The 13,908-nt window shown below is 41.7% G+C and carries 10 protein-coding genes and 1 pseudogene; 4 read left to right on the top strand and 7 right to left on the bottom strand.

All coding sequences use genetic code 11. From position 1 onward, the window contains the following. Positions 1-32: 32 nt before the first annotated feature. Positions 33-818 carry an SDR family oxidoreductase gene (locus RB151_RS02400; protein ID WP_042848466.1) on the bottom strand — a complete coding sequence of 262 codons (786 nt, stop codon included), beginning with the start codon at positions 816-818 and terminating at the stop codon, positions 33-35. A gap of 233 nt (positions 819-1,051) precedes the next feature. Then, positions 1,052-1,549 carry a redox-sensitive transcriptional activator SoxR gene (gene soxR / locus RB151_RS02395; RefSeq protein ID WP_071547656.1) on the bottom strand — a complete coding sequence of 166 codons (498 nt, stop codon included), beginning with the start codon at positions 1,547-1,549 and terminating at the stop codon, positions 1,052-1,054. A gap of 104 nt (positions 1,550-1,653) precedes the next feature. On the opposite strand from soxR, the gene RB151_RS02390 reads away from it, so the two are divergent. The 4 genes and pseudogenes from RB151_RS02390 (at position 1,654) to RB151_RS24095 (ending at position 6,491) form a co-directional block, all read left to right on the top strand. Further along, entirely contained in the window at positions 1,654-2,082 is a 429-nt protein-coding gene (locus RB151_RS02390; protein ID WP_042848469.1) for a DoxX family protein, read from the top strand. A gap of 12 nt (positions 2,083-2,094) precedes the next feature. Continuing rightward, positions 2,095-3,204: an efflux RND transporter periplasmic adaptor subunit gene (locus tag RB151_RS02385; protein WP_042848470.1), complete on the top strand. Its 1,110-nt coding sequence runs from the start codon at positions 2,095-2,097 to the stop codon at positions 3,202-3,204. A gap of 10 nt (positions 3,205-3,214) precedes the next feature. Further along, positions 3,215-6,312, top strand: a pseudogene (locus tag RB151_RS02380) (MexW/MexI family multidrug efflux RND transporter permease subunit). Beyond that, positions 6,309-6,491: a hypothetical protein gene (locus tag RB151_RS24095; protein ID WP_042848473.1), complete on the top strand. Its 183-nt coding sequence runs from the start codon at positions 6,309-6,311 to the stop codon at positions 6,489-6,491. The pseudogene RB151_RS02380 and the gene RB151_RS24095 overlap by 4 nt, the downstream one beginning before the upstream one ends. A gap of 52 nt (positions 6,492-6,543) precedes the next feature. Here the strand turns inward: RB151_RS24095 and arnT are convergent, their stop codons facing one another. From arnT to RB151_RS02350, 5 genes are all read right to left on the bottom strand, one after another. Then, the gene (gene arnT, locus RB151_RS02370) at positions 6,544-8,187 is read right to left on the bottom strand and encodes a lipid IV(A) 4-amino-4-deoxy-L-arabinosyltransferase (RefSeq protein ID WP_071547655.1); all 1,644 of its coding nucleotides are present in this window, start codon (positions 8,185-8,187) and stop codon (positions 6,544-6,546) included. A 397-nt stretch (positions 8,188-8,584) separates the two neighbouring features. Continuing rightward, the gene (locus RB151_RS02365; RefSeq protein WP_042848476.1) at positions 8,585-9,859 is read right to left on the bottom strand and encodes a bifunctional O-acetylhomoserine aminocarboxypropyltransferase/cysteine synthase; all 1,275 of its coding nucleotides are present in this window, start codon (positions 9,857-9,859) and stop codon (positions 8,585-8,587) included. Positions 9,860-10,155: 296 nt separating this feature from the next. After that, positions 10,156-11,415 (bottom strand): aromatic amino acid transport family protein, encoded by a 1,260-nt coding sequence (locus tag RB151_RS02360; RefSeq protein ID WP_042848477.1) that lies wholly within the window; start codon positions 11,413-11,415, stop codon positions 10,156-10,158. A gap of 278 nt (positions 11,416-11,693) precedes the next feature. After that, positions 11,694-13,052, bottom strand: a complete 1,359-nt coding sequence (gene dcuC / locus RB151_RS02355; protein WP_042848478.1) for an anaerobic C4-dicarboxylate transporter DcuC — start codon at positions 13,050-13,052, stop codon at positions 11,694-11,696. Between the two features lie 319 nt (positions 13,053-13,371). Then, the gene (locus RB151_RS02350) at positions 13,372-13,827 is read right to left on the bottom strand and encodes a regulatory protein RecX (protein WP_042848480.1); all 456 of its coding nucleotides are present in this window, start codon (positions 13,825-13,827) and stop codon (positions 13,372-13,374) included. Positions 13,828-13,908: the final 81 nt, after the last annotated feature.

The following is a 13,908-nucleotide window of genomic DNA, read 5'->3' as shown; positions in this document are numbered from 1 at the left end:
ATTTTCCTCTGCAAAGTCTTTAATATGGTGTCTTATTCAGCAAGACGGGGAATTGCGGGTTTAGCCTGTTCGGGTCCCATAGCCGAGTAACCGCCATCAACGGCGTAATCTGCGCCAGTGACAAAGCTCGCTAGGTCAGAAAGAAGGAACGCGACAACTTGAGCAACTTCTTCAGGGTCGCCAACGCGTTTTAATAAGTGGTAATCCGCAGCTACGCGGTCTGTTTTTTGCCGGTTGCCCCCCGTTATTTCATCCATGACACGAGACCAAGTCCAACCCGGTGACACAGAGTTCACACGGACCCCATCCTGCGCATAATCCATCGCTTGGCTACGAGTGACCTCTAACATAGTGGCTTTAGATGCGGGATATAACCAACGACCAGTTTGCGCAACGCTAGAAGAGATACTGGTGAAATTAACTATCGCCCCTTTACCCGACTTCGCTAAATGAGGTTTGGCAAACTGAGCCGCCATGACGGCACTGACAACATTAATATTTAAGGCAGTTAGCCAATCTTGCCTTGTGGATGACTGGCCTTCATCAAGATAAGTGGCGGCCAGATTAACTAAAAAATCGAGTTGACCATATTTTTGCGCAACACGGTCAATTCCCTGCTTAAGCTGCTGATCATCGGTAATATCTACTGGAAGAAAATCAATATTCGGCTCATTTTGAACAACTTTTTCACCATTCACTGCATCAATATCAAAAATAGTGACCGTCACGCCGTAATCGCTCAATATTTTCGCCACGGTTGCACCAATTTTGGTCGCACCTCCGGTAACGATGGCAATTTTACTATTTAAACCTCTCATCTTCGGCATCCTCTTTTTTACTCTCATTTAATTACAATGATTTCACAAAAAATTAACATGACGAATAATTACGCAAAAATAGCCAAAAGCTGTAGCCGATGGACGCAAAAATTATCCATTCAGTGCGGCAATTTAAATAATAATGTGTTGATATACCTAAACAAATAGCCACTTTTTGCAGTGGCTATCCAAATGGTGAGAAATGTGATGGGATGCAGGTAAGGGGAAATGACTTATGGGCGTTCCAAAATTCGTGCGCCGGGGCCTCTTTTTCCCAATACATCATCAGGGTTGCGAAGCGGGCAATCACTCAGTGATAAACAACCACAGCCAATACAATTATCTAATTCATTGCGCAAACGAGTTAACTGCCTGATCCGCTTATCTAAAGAAGAGCGCCACTGGGTGGACATTTCTTTCCATTGTTCCGATGTGAGTGAACTATTCGCAGGAAAACGCCCCAAAGCTTCTTGAATTTCATGTAGTGGTATCCCCGTACTTTGCGCAACTTTAATGATGGCAATATAACGCAGAACCACAGAGTGAAAACGTCGTTGATTTCCTTGCGTGCGTGTACTTTGGATCAACCCTTTTGACTCGTAAAAATGAACTGTCGACACCGCCACACCAGCAAGTTTAGCTACCTCACCAACGGTTAATGCCCTTGTAAAATCTATTTTTTTTCCACTTTCTTTGCGTGGTTTTATCGCTTTCGTGTCTTTCTCTGTCATTTTTGCGTCCCTTAGCTTGACCTCAACTTAACTTAACTTAAGGTTTTATAGTACCACCCTGCAAGTTTGTCAATTGACATTATTTTTTTAAAGGGGATAGGTTTATGCCATCGGTGATCACCAAATTGTTAGAAAGCAACAGCTTATGGATTATTGCTCGTTTGCTGATCTTGGTTTTATTTATTTCATCTGGTTTAGCCAAAGTTTTTGATTATGAGAATAGCCTTGCCGAAATGCGTGCTGCCGGTCTGCACCCGGATTGGTTTTTCAATATCGCATCTGCTTTTGTCATGTTAGCCGCTTCCGTTCTGGTGCTTTTCAACCGCCTTTTATGGCTTGGAACTGGTGCTCTAGCCGTATTTTTGTTTCTCACTATTGTGATTGTTCATACCTTTTGGAGCTATACAGGGGAAGAAGCCAAAATCGCTATGTTTTGGGCGATTGAGCATATTTCAGTCATCGGTGGCTTAATCGCTGTCGCTATTGCAGGGCATTTTCGAGGTCTTTATTTCGCGTTAAAAACGCAGAAATAGAAGGAAAATCTAATGAATAAAAAAACAATAATCATACTGTGTTCAATTTTAATTGCTGCAGGGGGCGGTAGTGCTATCTATTCTACCTATGCACAAAATGAAGATAATAAACAAGCTGCTTACCAGTACCCTCCCGTTAAAGTCGCGTTAGCCCCAGTCAGTTTAAACACGGCTCCACGAACTTTCTACGGAGTAGGTGAACTTGAAGCAGGAAGCCAAGTGCTAGTGGCAGCTGAAACCAGTGGCCGCATAACTAAAATTGCTTTTGGATCTGGTCAGCAAGTCAAAAAAGGCCAGCTATTAGTGCAACTCAATGATGCGGTTGAGCAAGCCGATTTATCGCGTTATCAAGCACAGTTGCGTAATGCTGCTCGTTTATACGAAAGAACCCGTTCCCTCGCAACACAGCATTTAGTCGCAGAAGCTCAAGTTGATAGTACACGGGCGGAACGCGATATCGCTCAAGGTTTGATCCGTCAAACCCAAGCTCTGATTGCGCAAAAAACCATCGTCGCACCTTTCGATGGCACAATAGGTATTCGCCAAGTACACGAAGGGCAATATTTGAGCCCCGGAGAAACTGTCGCTAGCCTTGTCAATACGAAAACATTAAAGCTCAATTTTTCATTAGATGAGCAGGCATCCCCCGAACTCCATCTGGGGCAGATTGTCGATATTACTGTCGATGCCTACCCAAATAAAACATTCCCAGCTCGGATCACTGCTATTGACCCATTAATCGGCAAATCTCGCACTATTGCCTTACAAGCAACATTAGACAATAGCGATGGGACACTGAAAGCTGGCATGTACGCCAATGTCAATGTGGTGCGCCAAGTCAGCAATCAAGTCCTCACCATCCCAGAAACTGCGGTTACTTATACTGCCTATGGCGATACCGTATTCATTACGCAAGGCGAAGGCAGCGCCATGACAGTTAAACGCGTTTCGGTGAAAACGGGGCAACGTTGGGATGGAAAAATAGAAATAGAGCAAGGGTTAACTGCCGACGATAAAGTCGTGACTTCAGGGCAATTGCGCTTAAACGATGGTTCTGCGGTGACACCTGTCGCACAAGACACCTTGTCTGAACCAATGACTCCGACCGTTCAAGGTTCTTAAGGAAGGCGCAATGAAATTTACTGATATTTTTGTTCGCCGGCCTGTCTTAGCTCTGGTCGTCAGCGCACTTATCGTGTTAATTGGCTTATTTGCACTAAGCAAGCTACCTATTCGCCAATATCCACAACTTGAAAGTGCAACTATTACCATTACGACACAATACCCCGGGGCATCAGCAAAGCTGATGCAAGGTTTTGTGACGCAACCTATTGCCCAAGCGGTTTCCTCAGTCGAGGGGGTCGATTATCTATCCTCATCCTCAGTACAAGGTAGCAGCCTTGTCACTGTACGAATGGAACTTAATCGAGACTCTACCCAAGCTCTTGCTCAAGTAATGGCTAAAGTAAACCAAGTTCGTTATAAGTTACCGAAAGAAGCTTATGACCCTGTTATTGAGCTTTCTTCTGGGGAATCCACCGCAGTTGCCTATATTGGCTTTTCCAGTACTAATTTCCAGCGCTAACGGATTATATCTCCCGCGTTATTGAGCCGATGTATTCCTCTATTGACGGCGTCGCCAAAGTCCAAGTTTTTGGTGGGCAACAACTTGCTATGCGTTTATGGCTTGATGCCGATAAGCTTGCAGGGCGAGGGCTAACAGCCGCCGACGTCGCGCAAGCTGTGCGCCAAAATAACTACCAAGCAGCTCCCGGAAAAATTAAAGGTGAATTCGTTATTTCTAACGTTTATGTCAATAGCGACCTCACCAATGTTGATGAATTCCGTGATCTGGTGATCCGAAATGACGGTAATGGATTAGTCCGCCTGAAAGATGTAGGAACCATTGAACTGGGCGCTTCATCCACTGAAACAAGTGGTTTGATGAATGGGGAGCCGGCTATTTACCTTGGTTTGTTTGCGACACCAACGGGGAACCCGTTAGTAATTGTTGATGGCATGAATCAATTAATGCCTGATATCACTAAAACCTTACCCCCGGGTGTTAAGGTGGAAATGGCATTTGAAACTTCACGCTTTATTAAAGCCTCTATTGACCAAGTGATCAGCACCTTAATTGAAGCCTTGCTCATTGTCATTGTGGTTATTTACCTGTGTTTAGGCTCAATTCGCAGTGTCATCATTCCAATCTTAGCCATTCCGTTATCAATGTTAGGCGCAGCCGCACTGATGATGGCTTTCGGCTTTAGTGTTAACTTGCTCACCTTGCTAGCAATGGTACTCGCCATTGGGCTCGTTGTGGATGACGCTATCGTTGTTGTCGAAAACGTTCATCGCCACATTGAGGAAGGGAAATCCCCTGTTTTAGCTGCATTAATTGGGGCTCGTGAAGTTGCAGGCCCTGTGATCGCGATGACCATTACCTTAGCCGCGGTATACGCCCCAATCGGCTTGATGTCAGGTTTAACTGGCGCGTTATTTAAAGAGTTTGCTCTAACGCTAGCAGGCGCAGTGATTGTCTCAGGTATTGTGGCGTTAACCCTTTCCCCTGTGATGAGCTCTTTCATGCTCAATTCAAAACAAAACGAAGGGCGCATGGCGCGAATGGCTGAAACGTTCTTCAGTACGTTAGCTCATTACTATACTATTGTATTGAATTTTTCTTTGAAAAACCGTTGGTTAACAGGTGTTATTGCAGTTGTGGTCTTTATCAGTTTGCCCCTACTTTACCAATCTGCCCCGCGTGAATTAGCCCCTGTTGAAGACCAATCTAGCGTATTAACCGCTATTAAATCGCCACAACACGCTAACCTAGAGTATGTTGAACGTTTCTCACGTAAATTACATGATGTTTTCATGGAGTTACCGGAAACAGAAAGCACATGGATTATTAACGGCACTGATGGCCCTTCCGCTAGTTTTGGGGGAACAAACCTCTCCTCATGGGAACAACGCGAGCGCCCTGCGTCGGCTATCCAAGCTGACTTACAAGGACGTGTTGGAGATGTTGAAGGAAATAGTATCTTTGTCTTCCAGTTACCTGCATTGCCGGGCTCAACAGGGGGACTACCGGTGCAAATGGTACTACGAAGCTCACAAGATTATTCCGTGCTTTACAAAACCATGGAAGAGATCAAACAGCAAGCGCGTGAAAGTGGGTTATTTATGGTGGTGGATAGCGACCTTGACTATAACAACCCAGTGGTTGAAGTCCGCATTAATCGTTCAAAAGCAAATAGTTTGGGGATCAGGATGCAAGATATTGGTGAATCCCTGACTTTATTAGTGGGTGAAAACTATATCAACCGCTTTGGAATGGATGGGCGCTCCTATGATGTGATCCCACAGAGTATTCGCAGCCAACGACTAACCCCTGACGCACTGTCACGGCACTATGTAAAATCGGAAACAGGAACGATGATCCCACTGTCAACTGTCGTAGATATCAATACGCAAGTTGAACCCAATAAGCTCACGCAATTTAATCAACAAAATGCGGCTATTTTCCAAGCAATTCCGGCTCCGGGAGTCACACTCGGCCAAGCAGTTGCTTATTTAGATGGCATTGCAAGTGAACTACCTGCCGGCTTCAGCCATGACTGGCAATCCGATTCGCGCCAATATAAACAAGAAGGTAACACCCTCGCCTTTGCCTTTATGGCGGCGCTCATCATCATTTATTTAGTTTTAGCTGCCCAATATGAAAGTTTAGTCGACCCACTGATTATCTTGATCACTGTTCCTTTATCTATTTGTGGAGCCTTGATCCCACTCGCGCTGGGTTATGCAACGTTGAATATTTATACCCAAATTGGCTTAGTGACATTAATCGGTTTAATCAGTAAACACGGCATATTAATGGTGGAATTTGCGAATGAGTTACAGGCCAATGAAGGTTTGGACAAACGCCATGCTATCCTCAAAGCAGCACAAATTCGCTTACGCCCAATCCTAATGACAACAGCAGCGATGGTCATTGGTTTAGTACCTTTGTTATTCGCGACAGGGGCAGGCGCCAATAGCCGCTTTGGATTAGGTTTGGTGATCGTAACAGGGATGCTAGTTGGCACGTTATTTACTTTATTTGTTCTGCCCACCATATATTCATTACTTGCCCGTAATCATAGTGCGACTGCACTGACACCAAGGCGTTATGAGCTTGCTGAAGCTAACCGCCTGATAAAAGAAACAGAGGAGGCTTCTCAATGAGCAATACGTTATCTGGTCGTTACCAAAGAAATAGTCGAACTGCGGATACAGTGGAAGTCGATGCAAATACAATGAGTAATAGTATGACAATGTTATTAATTTACCATGGGCTACCCCCTGTAATAGGGAAAAACCACCCGACAGGCAACAACCCTCACGGGAATAAGCCAACTCGCTAATCAGGCGATTAAATATAAATGGTATTACATTCCATGTAATACCATTTTTCTATTAACCCTCGTAGAAAGCGAAAACTAAGTTCCCCTCACGAATTATAATTGGGTTACCAGGAAGAGCATCAATGATCTCTTTTTGTGAACCATCTACCACCACCGCGACATTCTTATAGTGATTATTTTTTAATAAACCGGGTAACTGACCTAAGCTATAAAACCGATTAATAGCATCAGGGTATTTTAACCCATAGCTTAATTCACCAGTTTGGTGAAGCATCGTAATATCACTACGCTTTAGTACCCATGCTAAAGCTGTCCCTAACCCAACATTATTTGTCAGTAATATCGATTTGTTTTCTAACTGTTTATGGTATTTTTCAATTACATTTTGAGGCGTGTTATTACTTTCAACGCGATAAGGGATCACATGGCCGACACTCAAACTGATTGCCACGGTGCAAGCCGCAGCGAAGTACCAAAACCGTTGCTTAAAAGAAACCAATGCCACTAATAACCAGCAGATAAAAGCGGCGGCGGCCAACCATAATTTGTTACTTTCATCTGCCTGATAAATGTTAATTTTAGGTATATAAGGAGAAGCAATAATTAATGCCGCGGCAGCCCCACCGACCAATAGGTTAATAACGGCATTTAAGCGGATAGCGGTTGTTTTTTTCTCAGCCCGTACTTTTTCAATGTAAGCCGCCATTAAAATGGCAACCGGTGCAATGCAAGGTAAAATATAGGTTAGTAGCTTGCCTTTTGTGATGCTAAAAAATACAAATGGGGCGATAAACCACAATAAAAAGTAAAGGTAAATCCCTTTTTGCCGCCAAGCATAATGTATAGCCCCAAAAAGATAACCCAACCATGGTAAAACAGCAGCAAGTAATATAGGAATATAAAACCAAAATGGTGATTTGTTCTGTGCGTTGTCGGCCATAAAGCGTTGAATATGCTCAACCCAGAAGAAGTAATTCCAGTAGTCAGGCTCACGGCTAGCAATCACAAATGCCCAAGGTAAACAGATAACAAATGCCGTAAAGATTGACACAAAAGAAAAAACAAAGACTTCTTTGAATTGCTTAAAGTACACCGCGGCAAGAGAACAAACTAAAACAGGTAATACAAGCACTAAAAAGCCTTTCGTCAGAACTCCTAGTCCACAAGCCACCCCCATCATAATAAAAGCGCATAATCGATGAGAAAAACGTTGTGTGGTTAGACCCCATTGGAAAAAGAAAATCACCATCGTAATAAAAGCGGTGACTATTGGGTCTAGAATATTGTAGGTGCCTATCGTAAACACCATAAGCATCGAAAGGTAAATAAAGGCAGCGTTAAATGCGATACGTGCATTTTTCCATGACATTTTAGCGCTGAGATAAACAAATAACCCACTGACCAAAGTGCTAAAGACAGCGCCAAGGCGCACGGACACATTATTTTCACCAAATAACATTTGAAACAGTGCCCCAACCCAATAGCCAAAAATCGGTTTTTCGAAGTAACGAATATCAAGAAGTTCAGGCACACTCCAGTTATAGCTAATAATCAGTTCCCGGCTAATTTCGGCATAACGTAACTCGTCAGGCTGCCATAGCAACCTACCGTTTAACGGTAAAAAATAGGTCACTAAGATAAACCCAAATAGTAAGCACCACTTAAGGTAGGCAACTTTATTGTTTGCCATAATCATTTTTTCTCAACCATTCTTGTTATTGATATTTAATATCTTTTAGCTTATTCGCTTTAAATAAACACTTTTTACTGACTATTTAGTTATTATCGTTATGGCAATTAAACCCCGTTTAAACAAATCAAAAGTTAATTTGTATCAGGCTGATTCTTGGTAAACAATCCATAAATAGAAATTATATTTCATCAATAATAAATAGATAAGAATTGAACATTAAGGTTAAAACCTTACAGGGCCGTTCAGTTTTTCAAAATACTATATAAAACTAATTATTAATATAAAAATAAGAACTAATACAACAAACAAAACGAGTATCATCTTTTTTGGATAATAAAAAAGAAAAAACTGGTTATGATTTTACTTTACCATAACCAGTTTTTATCAAGTTTTACACCAATTATCTTGCCGCAACTAATGCCTGTTCAAGGTCAGCTAAAATATCATCAATATGTTCTATACCGATAGATAAACGGATCATATCCCGCGATACGCCTGCCTGTGCGAGTTCAGCATCATTTAATTGGCGATGCGTTGTGGACGCCGGATGGCAAGCTAATGATTTAGCATCACCAATGTTCACTAATCGTACAATCAGTTGCAGTGCATCAATAAAACGTGCTCCTGCTTCTTGGCCACCTTTAATACCGAAAGACATTATACTTGCCGGCTTTCCGTTCATATATTTCTGCGCTAAACCGTGCTCTGGATTGCTTGGTAAACCTGCATATTTCACCCATTCAACTTGTGGGTGCTTTTCAAGGAAATTAGCCACTTTTAATGCATTTTCTGTATGCCTATCCATTCTTAATGCTAGTGTTTCTAAGCCTTGTAAGATTAAAAATGAATTAAATGGCGACAACGCCGCCCCAGTTCCACGTAAAGGCGCAACACGGCAGCGAGCAATAAAGGCGGCAGCACCAAAGTGCTCTGTATAGCTTACACCATGATAAGCCACATCAGGCTCTATCAATAAAGAAAAGCGATTTGGATGCTCTGCCCAAGGGAATTTCCCTGAATCGATAACCATCCCGCCAAGTGATGTCCCATGACCACCAATATATTTAGTCAATGAATGAACCACAATATCCGCACCATGTTCAAAGGGACGGCATAAGTATGGGGTTGCCACTGTGTTATCGACAATCAGTGGAACACCATGGCGGTGAGCAACTTCGGCTAATGCGGCGATATCAACAATAAACCCTGCCGGATTGGAAATTGACTCACAAAAAACTGCGCGGGTTTTATCATCAATCAGCGCTTCAAGTGCGGCTAAATCATCATGCTCCGCAAAACGAGTTTCAATCCCTAAACGTGGTAACGCGTGGGCCAATAAGTTATATGTGCCACCGTACAATTTTGCGACGGAAACAATGTTATCACCTGCCTGCGCAATAGTTTGGATGGCATAAGTAATAGCTGCCATACCGGAAGCAACAGCCAGCCCAGCTACACCGCCTTCTAATGCTGCGACACGCTGTTCTAAAACATCATTTGTTGGGTTCATGATGCGTGTATAAATATTCCCCCCGACTTTTAAGTCGAAAAGGTCAGCGCCGTGCTGAGTGTCATCAAATGCATACGATGTAGTTTGGTAAATTGGAACCGCAACAGACTTGGTTGTTGGGTCTGGAGAGTAGCCCGCGTGAATCGATAATGTTTCTAATTTCATTTGTTATCCTTGTTATGACGCACTGGAAAACACGGCCAGAAGAGATAATTATAAGTGGGTTCTATGCTGTGATATCAATAGATATTACCTAAGACTATATACTAGGCAACTATTTGAACTTGAAATTATTTCATATAGATTAGTCTACACTCCATGCCTTAGAACGCTTTGCACCGCTCAACGCCGATAATTAATCACATAAGGTATTATTCTTATAATCTATTTCTTATTCATATAAAAAAAAGCCACAACCCATTGAGATTGTGGCTTTTTAAAACGAATCGAATTACCCGCGATTATTGAAATGCACCATAAATAACAGAAGTAATGGACGCTAATCCGCAGACAAAAGTGAATATTTGTGCTGGCTTTGACGTACTAAATTTTTTCATTGCAGGAACAATATTCATCGATACCACCGGTAGAATGAACAGGATAGCCGCGATCATTGGCGCCCCCATCGTTTCAATCATACCTAAAATGCTTGGGTTACGAATAGTGACGATCCATGTTGTTATCACAATAAATAACATAGATGCTGTCTCAATTTTCCTAACTGAGAAAGAAGAGCGGGATTTAATTAACCCAACTAAACCTTCGTGGGCACCTAAGAAGTGACCAAAATAGCTAGAAACAATCGCCGCAAAAGCAACAATCGGCCCTAAGTAAGACAAAATTGGTGATGGATTGATATTAGCAATATGCGATAACACGCTAATGTTCTCTTGCTTGGCAATTTCCAGTTCTGCTGGGCTTAAAGATAACACCACAGAAAAAACAAAGAACATCACAAAGCCTGTTAACATTAAGGCTGCACCACCTGTGATCATATCAGTTTTGACGATTGCTTTGTCACCAAATTGTTGACGTTGGTCTTTGGTAAATTGGCTGATAATCGGGCTATGGTTAAATGAAAATACGATCAGTGGGATAGCCATCCAAACTATAACTGGCATTGCACTCCAATCAGGCGACACTTCTAGCATCGACATATTCCACTCAGGGATTAAATATAAAGACAATGCTAATAAGATGAAAACTAATGGGTAAACCATCAAAGAAGTGAGTTTTAACATGAGGTCACGACCAAACACCACCCCTGCTGTCATTGCCGAAATCAACACACCTGACAGTAACCAACGCGGAGGTTGCGCCATGCCAAGCTGATTGACAATAAAAGAATCAACGGTATTGGTGATACCCACGCCATAAATTAATACAATTGGGTAAATAGCAAAGAAATAAGCAAAGGTAATGATATTTGCCCCAACTTTACCAAAGTGCTCTTCTACAGTATCAGTAATATCCGCATTCGGATTTTTTGCAGACAAAACAAAACGCGCTAACCCTTTATGTGCTAGCCAAATCATTGGGGTAGCAATTAATGCCAACACAACTAATGGCCAAAAACCCCCAGCACCTGCTTTAATAGGTAAGAATAAAACCCCTGCCCCTACGGCTGTTCCAAATAAAGAAAGTACCCATGTAAAATCCTTATACGTCCATTTACTTACTGGCTTATCCGTTGTAACCACTGTTTTTTCTATTGTGCTCATCTTGTATTCTTCATCATTAACGTTATTAAAATCAGATGCGCCGATTTTGCATGAAGTTAGTAAGACCGCCTAATTTAATTTACCTATTTTGTTCAACTTTTTGGCGTAGATCTCGTTAATAACGTCAAATAAAAAAACTCAATGTAATTCCTCTGTAAAAATCCTTTTTAGCTTGTGATTAAAATAATAAATTTTGCATCTAAAGAATTTAATTTTAAATGTGATAAAAAAATGGCTGAACTACCAGCTCAGCCATTTACATAAAAAATAGGTTGGGTTTATAGATAGACAGGAACTAAAATTTCAGTTGCAATGACCACAACAATTAAGCCAACTAGCACTGGAATTGACGTTCTTTTTACCACTTCAAACGGTGAAATTTTAGCCATCCCAGACACCGCAACGACGACACCTGAAACAGGTGATAATGTGCGCCCCAAGTTAGAAGCTTGTAACATTGGGATCACCAAATAAGCTGGGTTGACGCCCATCTGTTTTGCTAGATGTGGAATTAATTCGACAAAGGCATAAAACGGTGCATTACCAGACCCTGTTGTCATTGCAGCTAGCATTGTAATAATGACCAATGCAATCATCATGACAATCGCGCCCGAACCAAATGATTGTGCTAGGTCAATAAGCCCTTTGATAAAACCAATAGTACTTAAACCTTGTGCAAATACACCCGCCGCAACTAATAACATAACCACTGTAGCAAAGGCTTCAGCCATCCCTTTATAACAAACCTCTAAGCCACCATAGACGTGTTTTGCACTGAAACTACGAATGAATTCAATAACAGCAGCTAAAATAATACAACCAACAATGATTGTAACTATGTGCAGTTCAGGCGCCCACTTACCATCAAATACTAATACACCAATAATCGGAGTGAATGGTAAAATTGCATAAAAAGAAGGCGCATGAGTTTTGATTTCATTGACGTCAAGCATTTCCATTTTGACGTTTTCTTTTCTATCTAGATAACGCTGCCAGAAGAAATGTGCGATAGACATAGCAACAATTGCAGCAATAGAAATAGGCAAAGTCACTTTAAATGCAAAATCAACTAATGGCATTTCAGCAGCTTGCGCCGCTAAAATAACGTCACCTGAAGTCGGTGCCAGAATAATTGCCGCTGGTGAAGCACAAATTGCCGCCGCTGCACCACGGCTAATCCCGACATTCACCATCACGGGGAACAAGGTTGCCATCAATAACACCCCAAGACCAGTCGCAGAGGAAACCGCCAGCGACATCAAGCAAGCAACAATATAAGCCGCTACCATTAATAAATATGGCGAGTTGATCATTTTTAGCGGTTTTGATGCAATTTTAACAACCACATCATTGGCACCAATATGGGTCATGTAAGATGCAAACCCACATAGCACCATAATCATCATACCAAGGTCACCACCTCGGCTCATTAATAGGAATTTTATGTATTCCAAAATGTCTGTTGTACGCCACCCCGTCGTAGGAACAGAACTTGGTAAAATACTTTTGCCCATAATAGCGGTAATGATCAGAAGTAAAATCCCCCCTGTCATTAGCACGCCCGTTGCCGAATACCCTTTTATGATATAGCGCCCAACTCCAATGGCGACAATAACGCCGATTAAGAGCTCAATCATTTGTTTCTCCTGCCTGTCTCATTTTGTAATTATAAAAAATCACTCTGCCTAATAGTTAAGCAAAATTCACTGACAATGATCATGCCAGACGATATTTTTTAATATAGATATGAATAAAAACACAAGATAAAGAAATAATAAATCTTTTATAGAAGAGATTTTCTAGCGGATTTTACCAATTACCCTCTTCAGATAGGTAGAACAGACTAGATTAGGTTAAAAAAAAGAAATTGAAGTATATGCGGATACCAATGGGTTCGTCATCAAGATAGCTAATCAAATACAGAAAACCTGCATTGATATTAAAATCAGGAAACAATCAACTAAACAGTTCGTAAATCATATCGCCAAAAAAACCTCGATATTGTAAATAACGGATCTGTTTACTCTTTTCTTTAAAATCTTGGGGTAGGTCATCACCAAATTTTTTGCTGCGTACCAATGCCGCTTTCTCAAACCAATCCACATCAACATCAGCAAAATGTTTTTCAACTAAAGCTTCAGAAAAGCCTTTTTGACGCATTTCTTGCTTAATTCGCAACGGACCATAACCTTTGCGAATATAGCCCTGCATTAATAGTGCCACCACCCGATCATCATCAAGAAAGTGTTGCTCACTGAGTCGTTCAAGGGCTTTTTCAATCAACGATTCATCAATAATACCTTCATTTTTCTCATACATCCGTCGTTTCATACGGCTAAATAACTCAGCTTTACCGTAGTCACGGCGAGAAAGCATAAACAGGGCATATTGGTACAGGTCAGATTCATTCATAGTGTCAAACTATCATCATTAAATTGGGCACTTTACGCGCCCAGTCTAACACAAACCTTTGTACTCTAAATAATCCAAGGC

This window comes from Providencia rettgeri, assembly GCF_001874625.1.
Taxonomy (GTDB): domain Bacteria; phylum Pseudomonadota; class Gammaproteobacteria; order Enterobacterales; family Enterobacteriaceae; genus Providencia; species Providencia huashanensis.
The sequence above is the reverse complement of the archived record's forward strand: the minus strand, read 5'-3'. Positions and strand labels throughout refer to the sequence as shown.

What these genes read in the sequence shown, in the direction of transcription:
- RB151_RS02400 (WP_042848466.1), bottom strand. Translation starts at nt 818, where the DNA reads ATGAGAGGTTTAAATAGTAAAATTGCCATCGTTACCGGAGGTGCGACC.
- soxR (WP_071547656.1), bottom strand. Translation starts at nt 1,549, where the DNA reads ATGACAGAGAAAGACACGAAAGCGATAAAACCACGCAAAGAAAGTGGA.
- RB151_RS02390 (WP_042848469.1), top strand. Translation starts at nt 1,654, where the DNA reads ATGCCATCGGTGATCACCAAATTGTTAGAAAGCAACAGCTTATGGATT.
- RB151_RS02385 (WP_042848470.1), top strand. Translation starts at nt 2,095, where the DNA reads ATGAATAAAAAAACAATAATCATACTGTGTTCAATTTTAATTGCTGCA.
- RB151_RS24095 (WP_042848473.1), top strand. Translation starts at nt 6,309, where the DNA reads ATGAGCAATACGTTATCTGGTCGTTACCAAAGAAATAGTCGAACTGCG.
- arnT (WP_071547655.1), bottom strand. Translation starts at nt 8,187, where the DNA reads ATGATTATGGCAAACAATAAAGTTGCCTACCTTAAGTGGTGCTTACTA.
- RB151_RS02365 (WP_042848476.1), bottom strand. Translation starts at nt 9,859, where the DNA reads ATGAAATTAGAAACATTATCGATTCACGCGGGCTACTCTCCAGACCCA.
- RB151_RS02360 (WP_042848477.1), bottom strand. Translation starts at nt 11,415, where the DNA reads ATGAGCACAATAGAAAAAACAGTGGTTACAACGGATAAGCCAGTAAGT.
- dcuC (WP_042848478.1), bottom strand. Translation starts at nt 13,052, where the DNA reads ATGATTGAGCTCTTAATCGGCGTTATTGTCGCCATTGGAGTTGGGCGC.
- RB151_RS02350 (WP_042848480.1), bottom strand. Translation starts at nt 13,827, where the DNA reads ATGAATGAATCTGACCTGTACCAATATGCCCTGTTTATGCTTTCTCGC.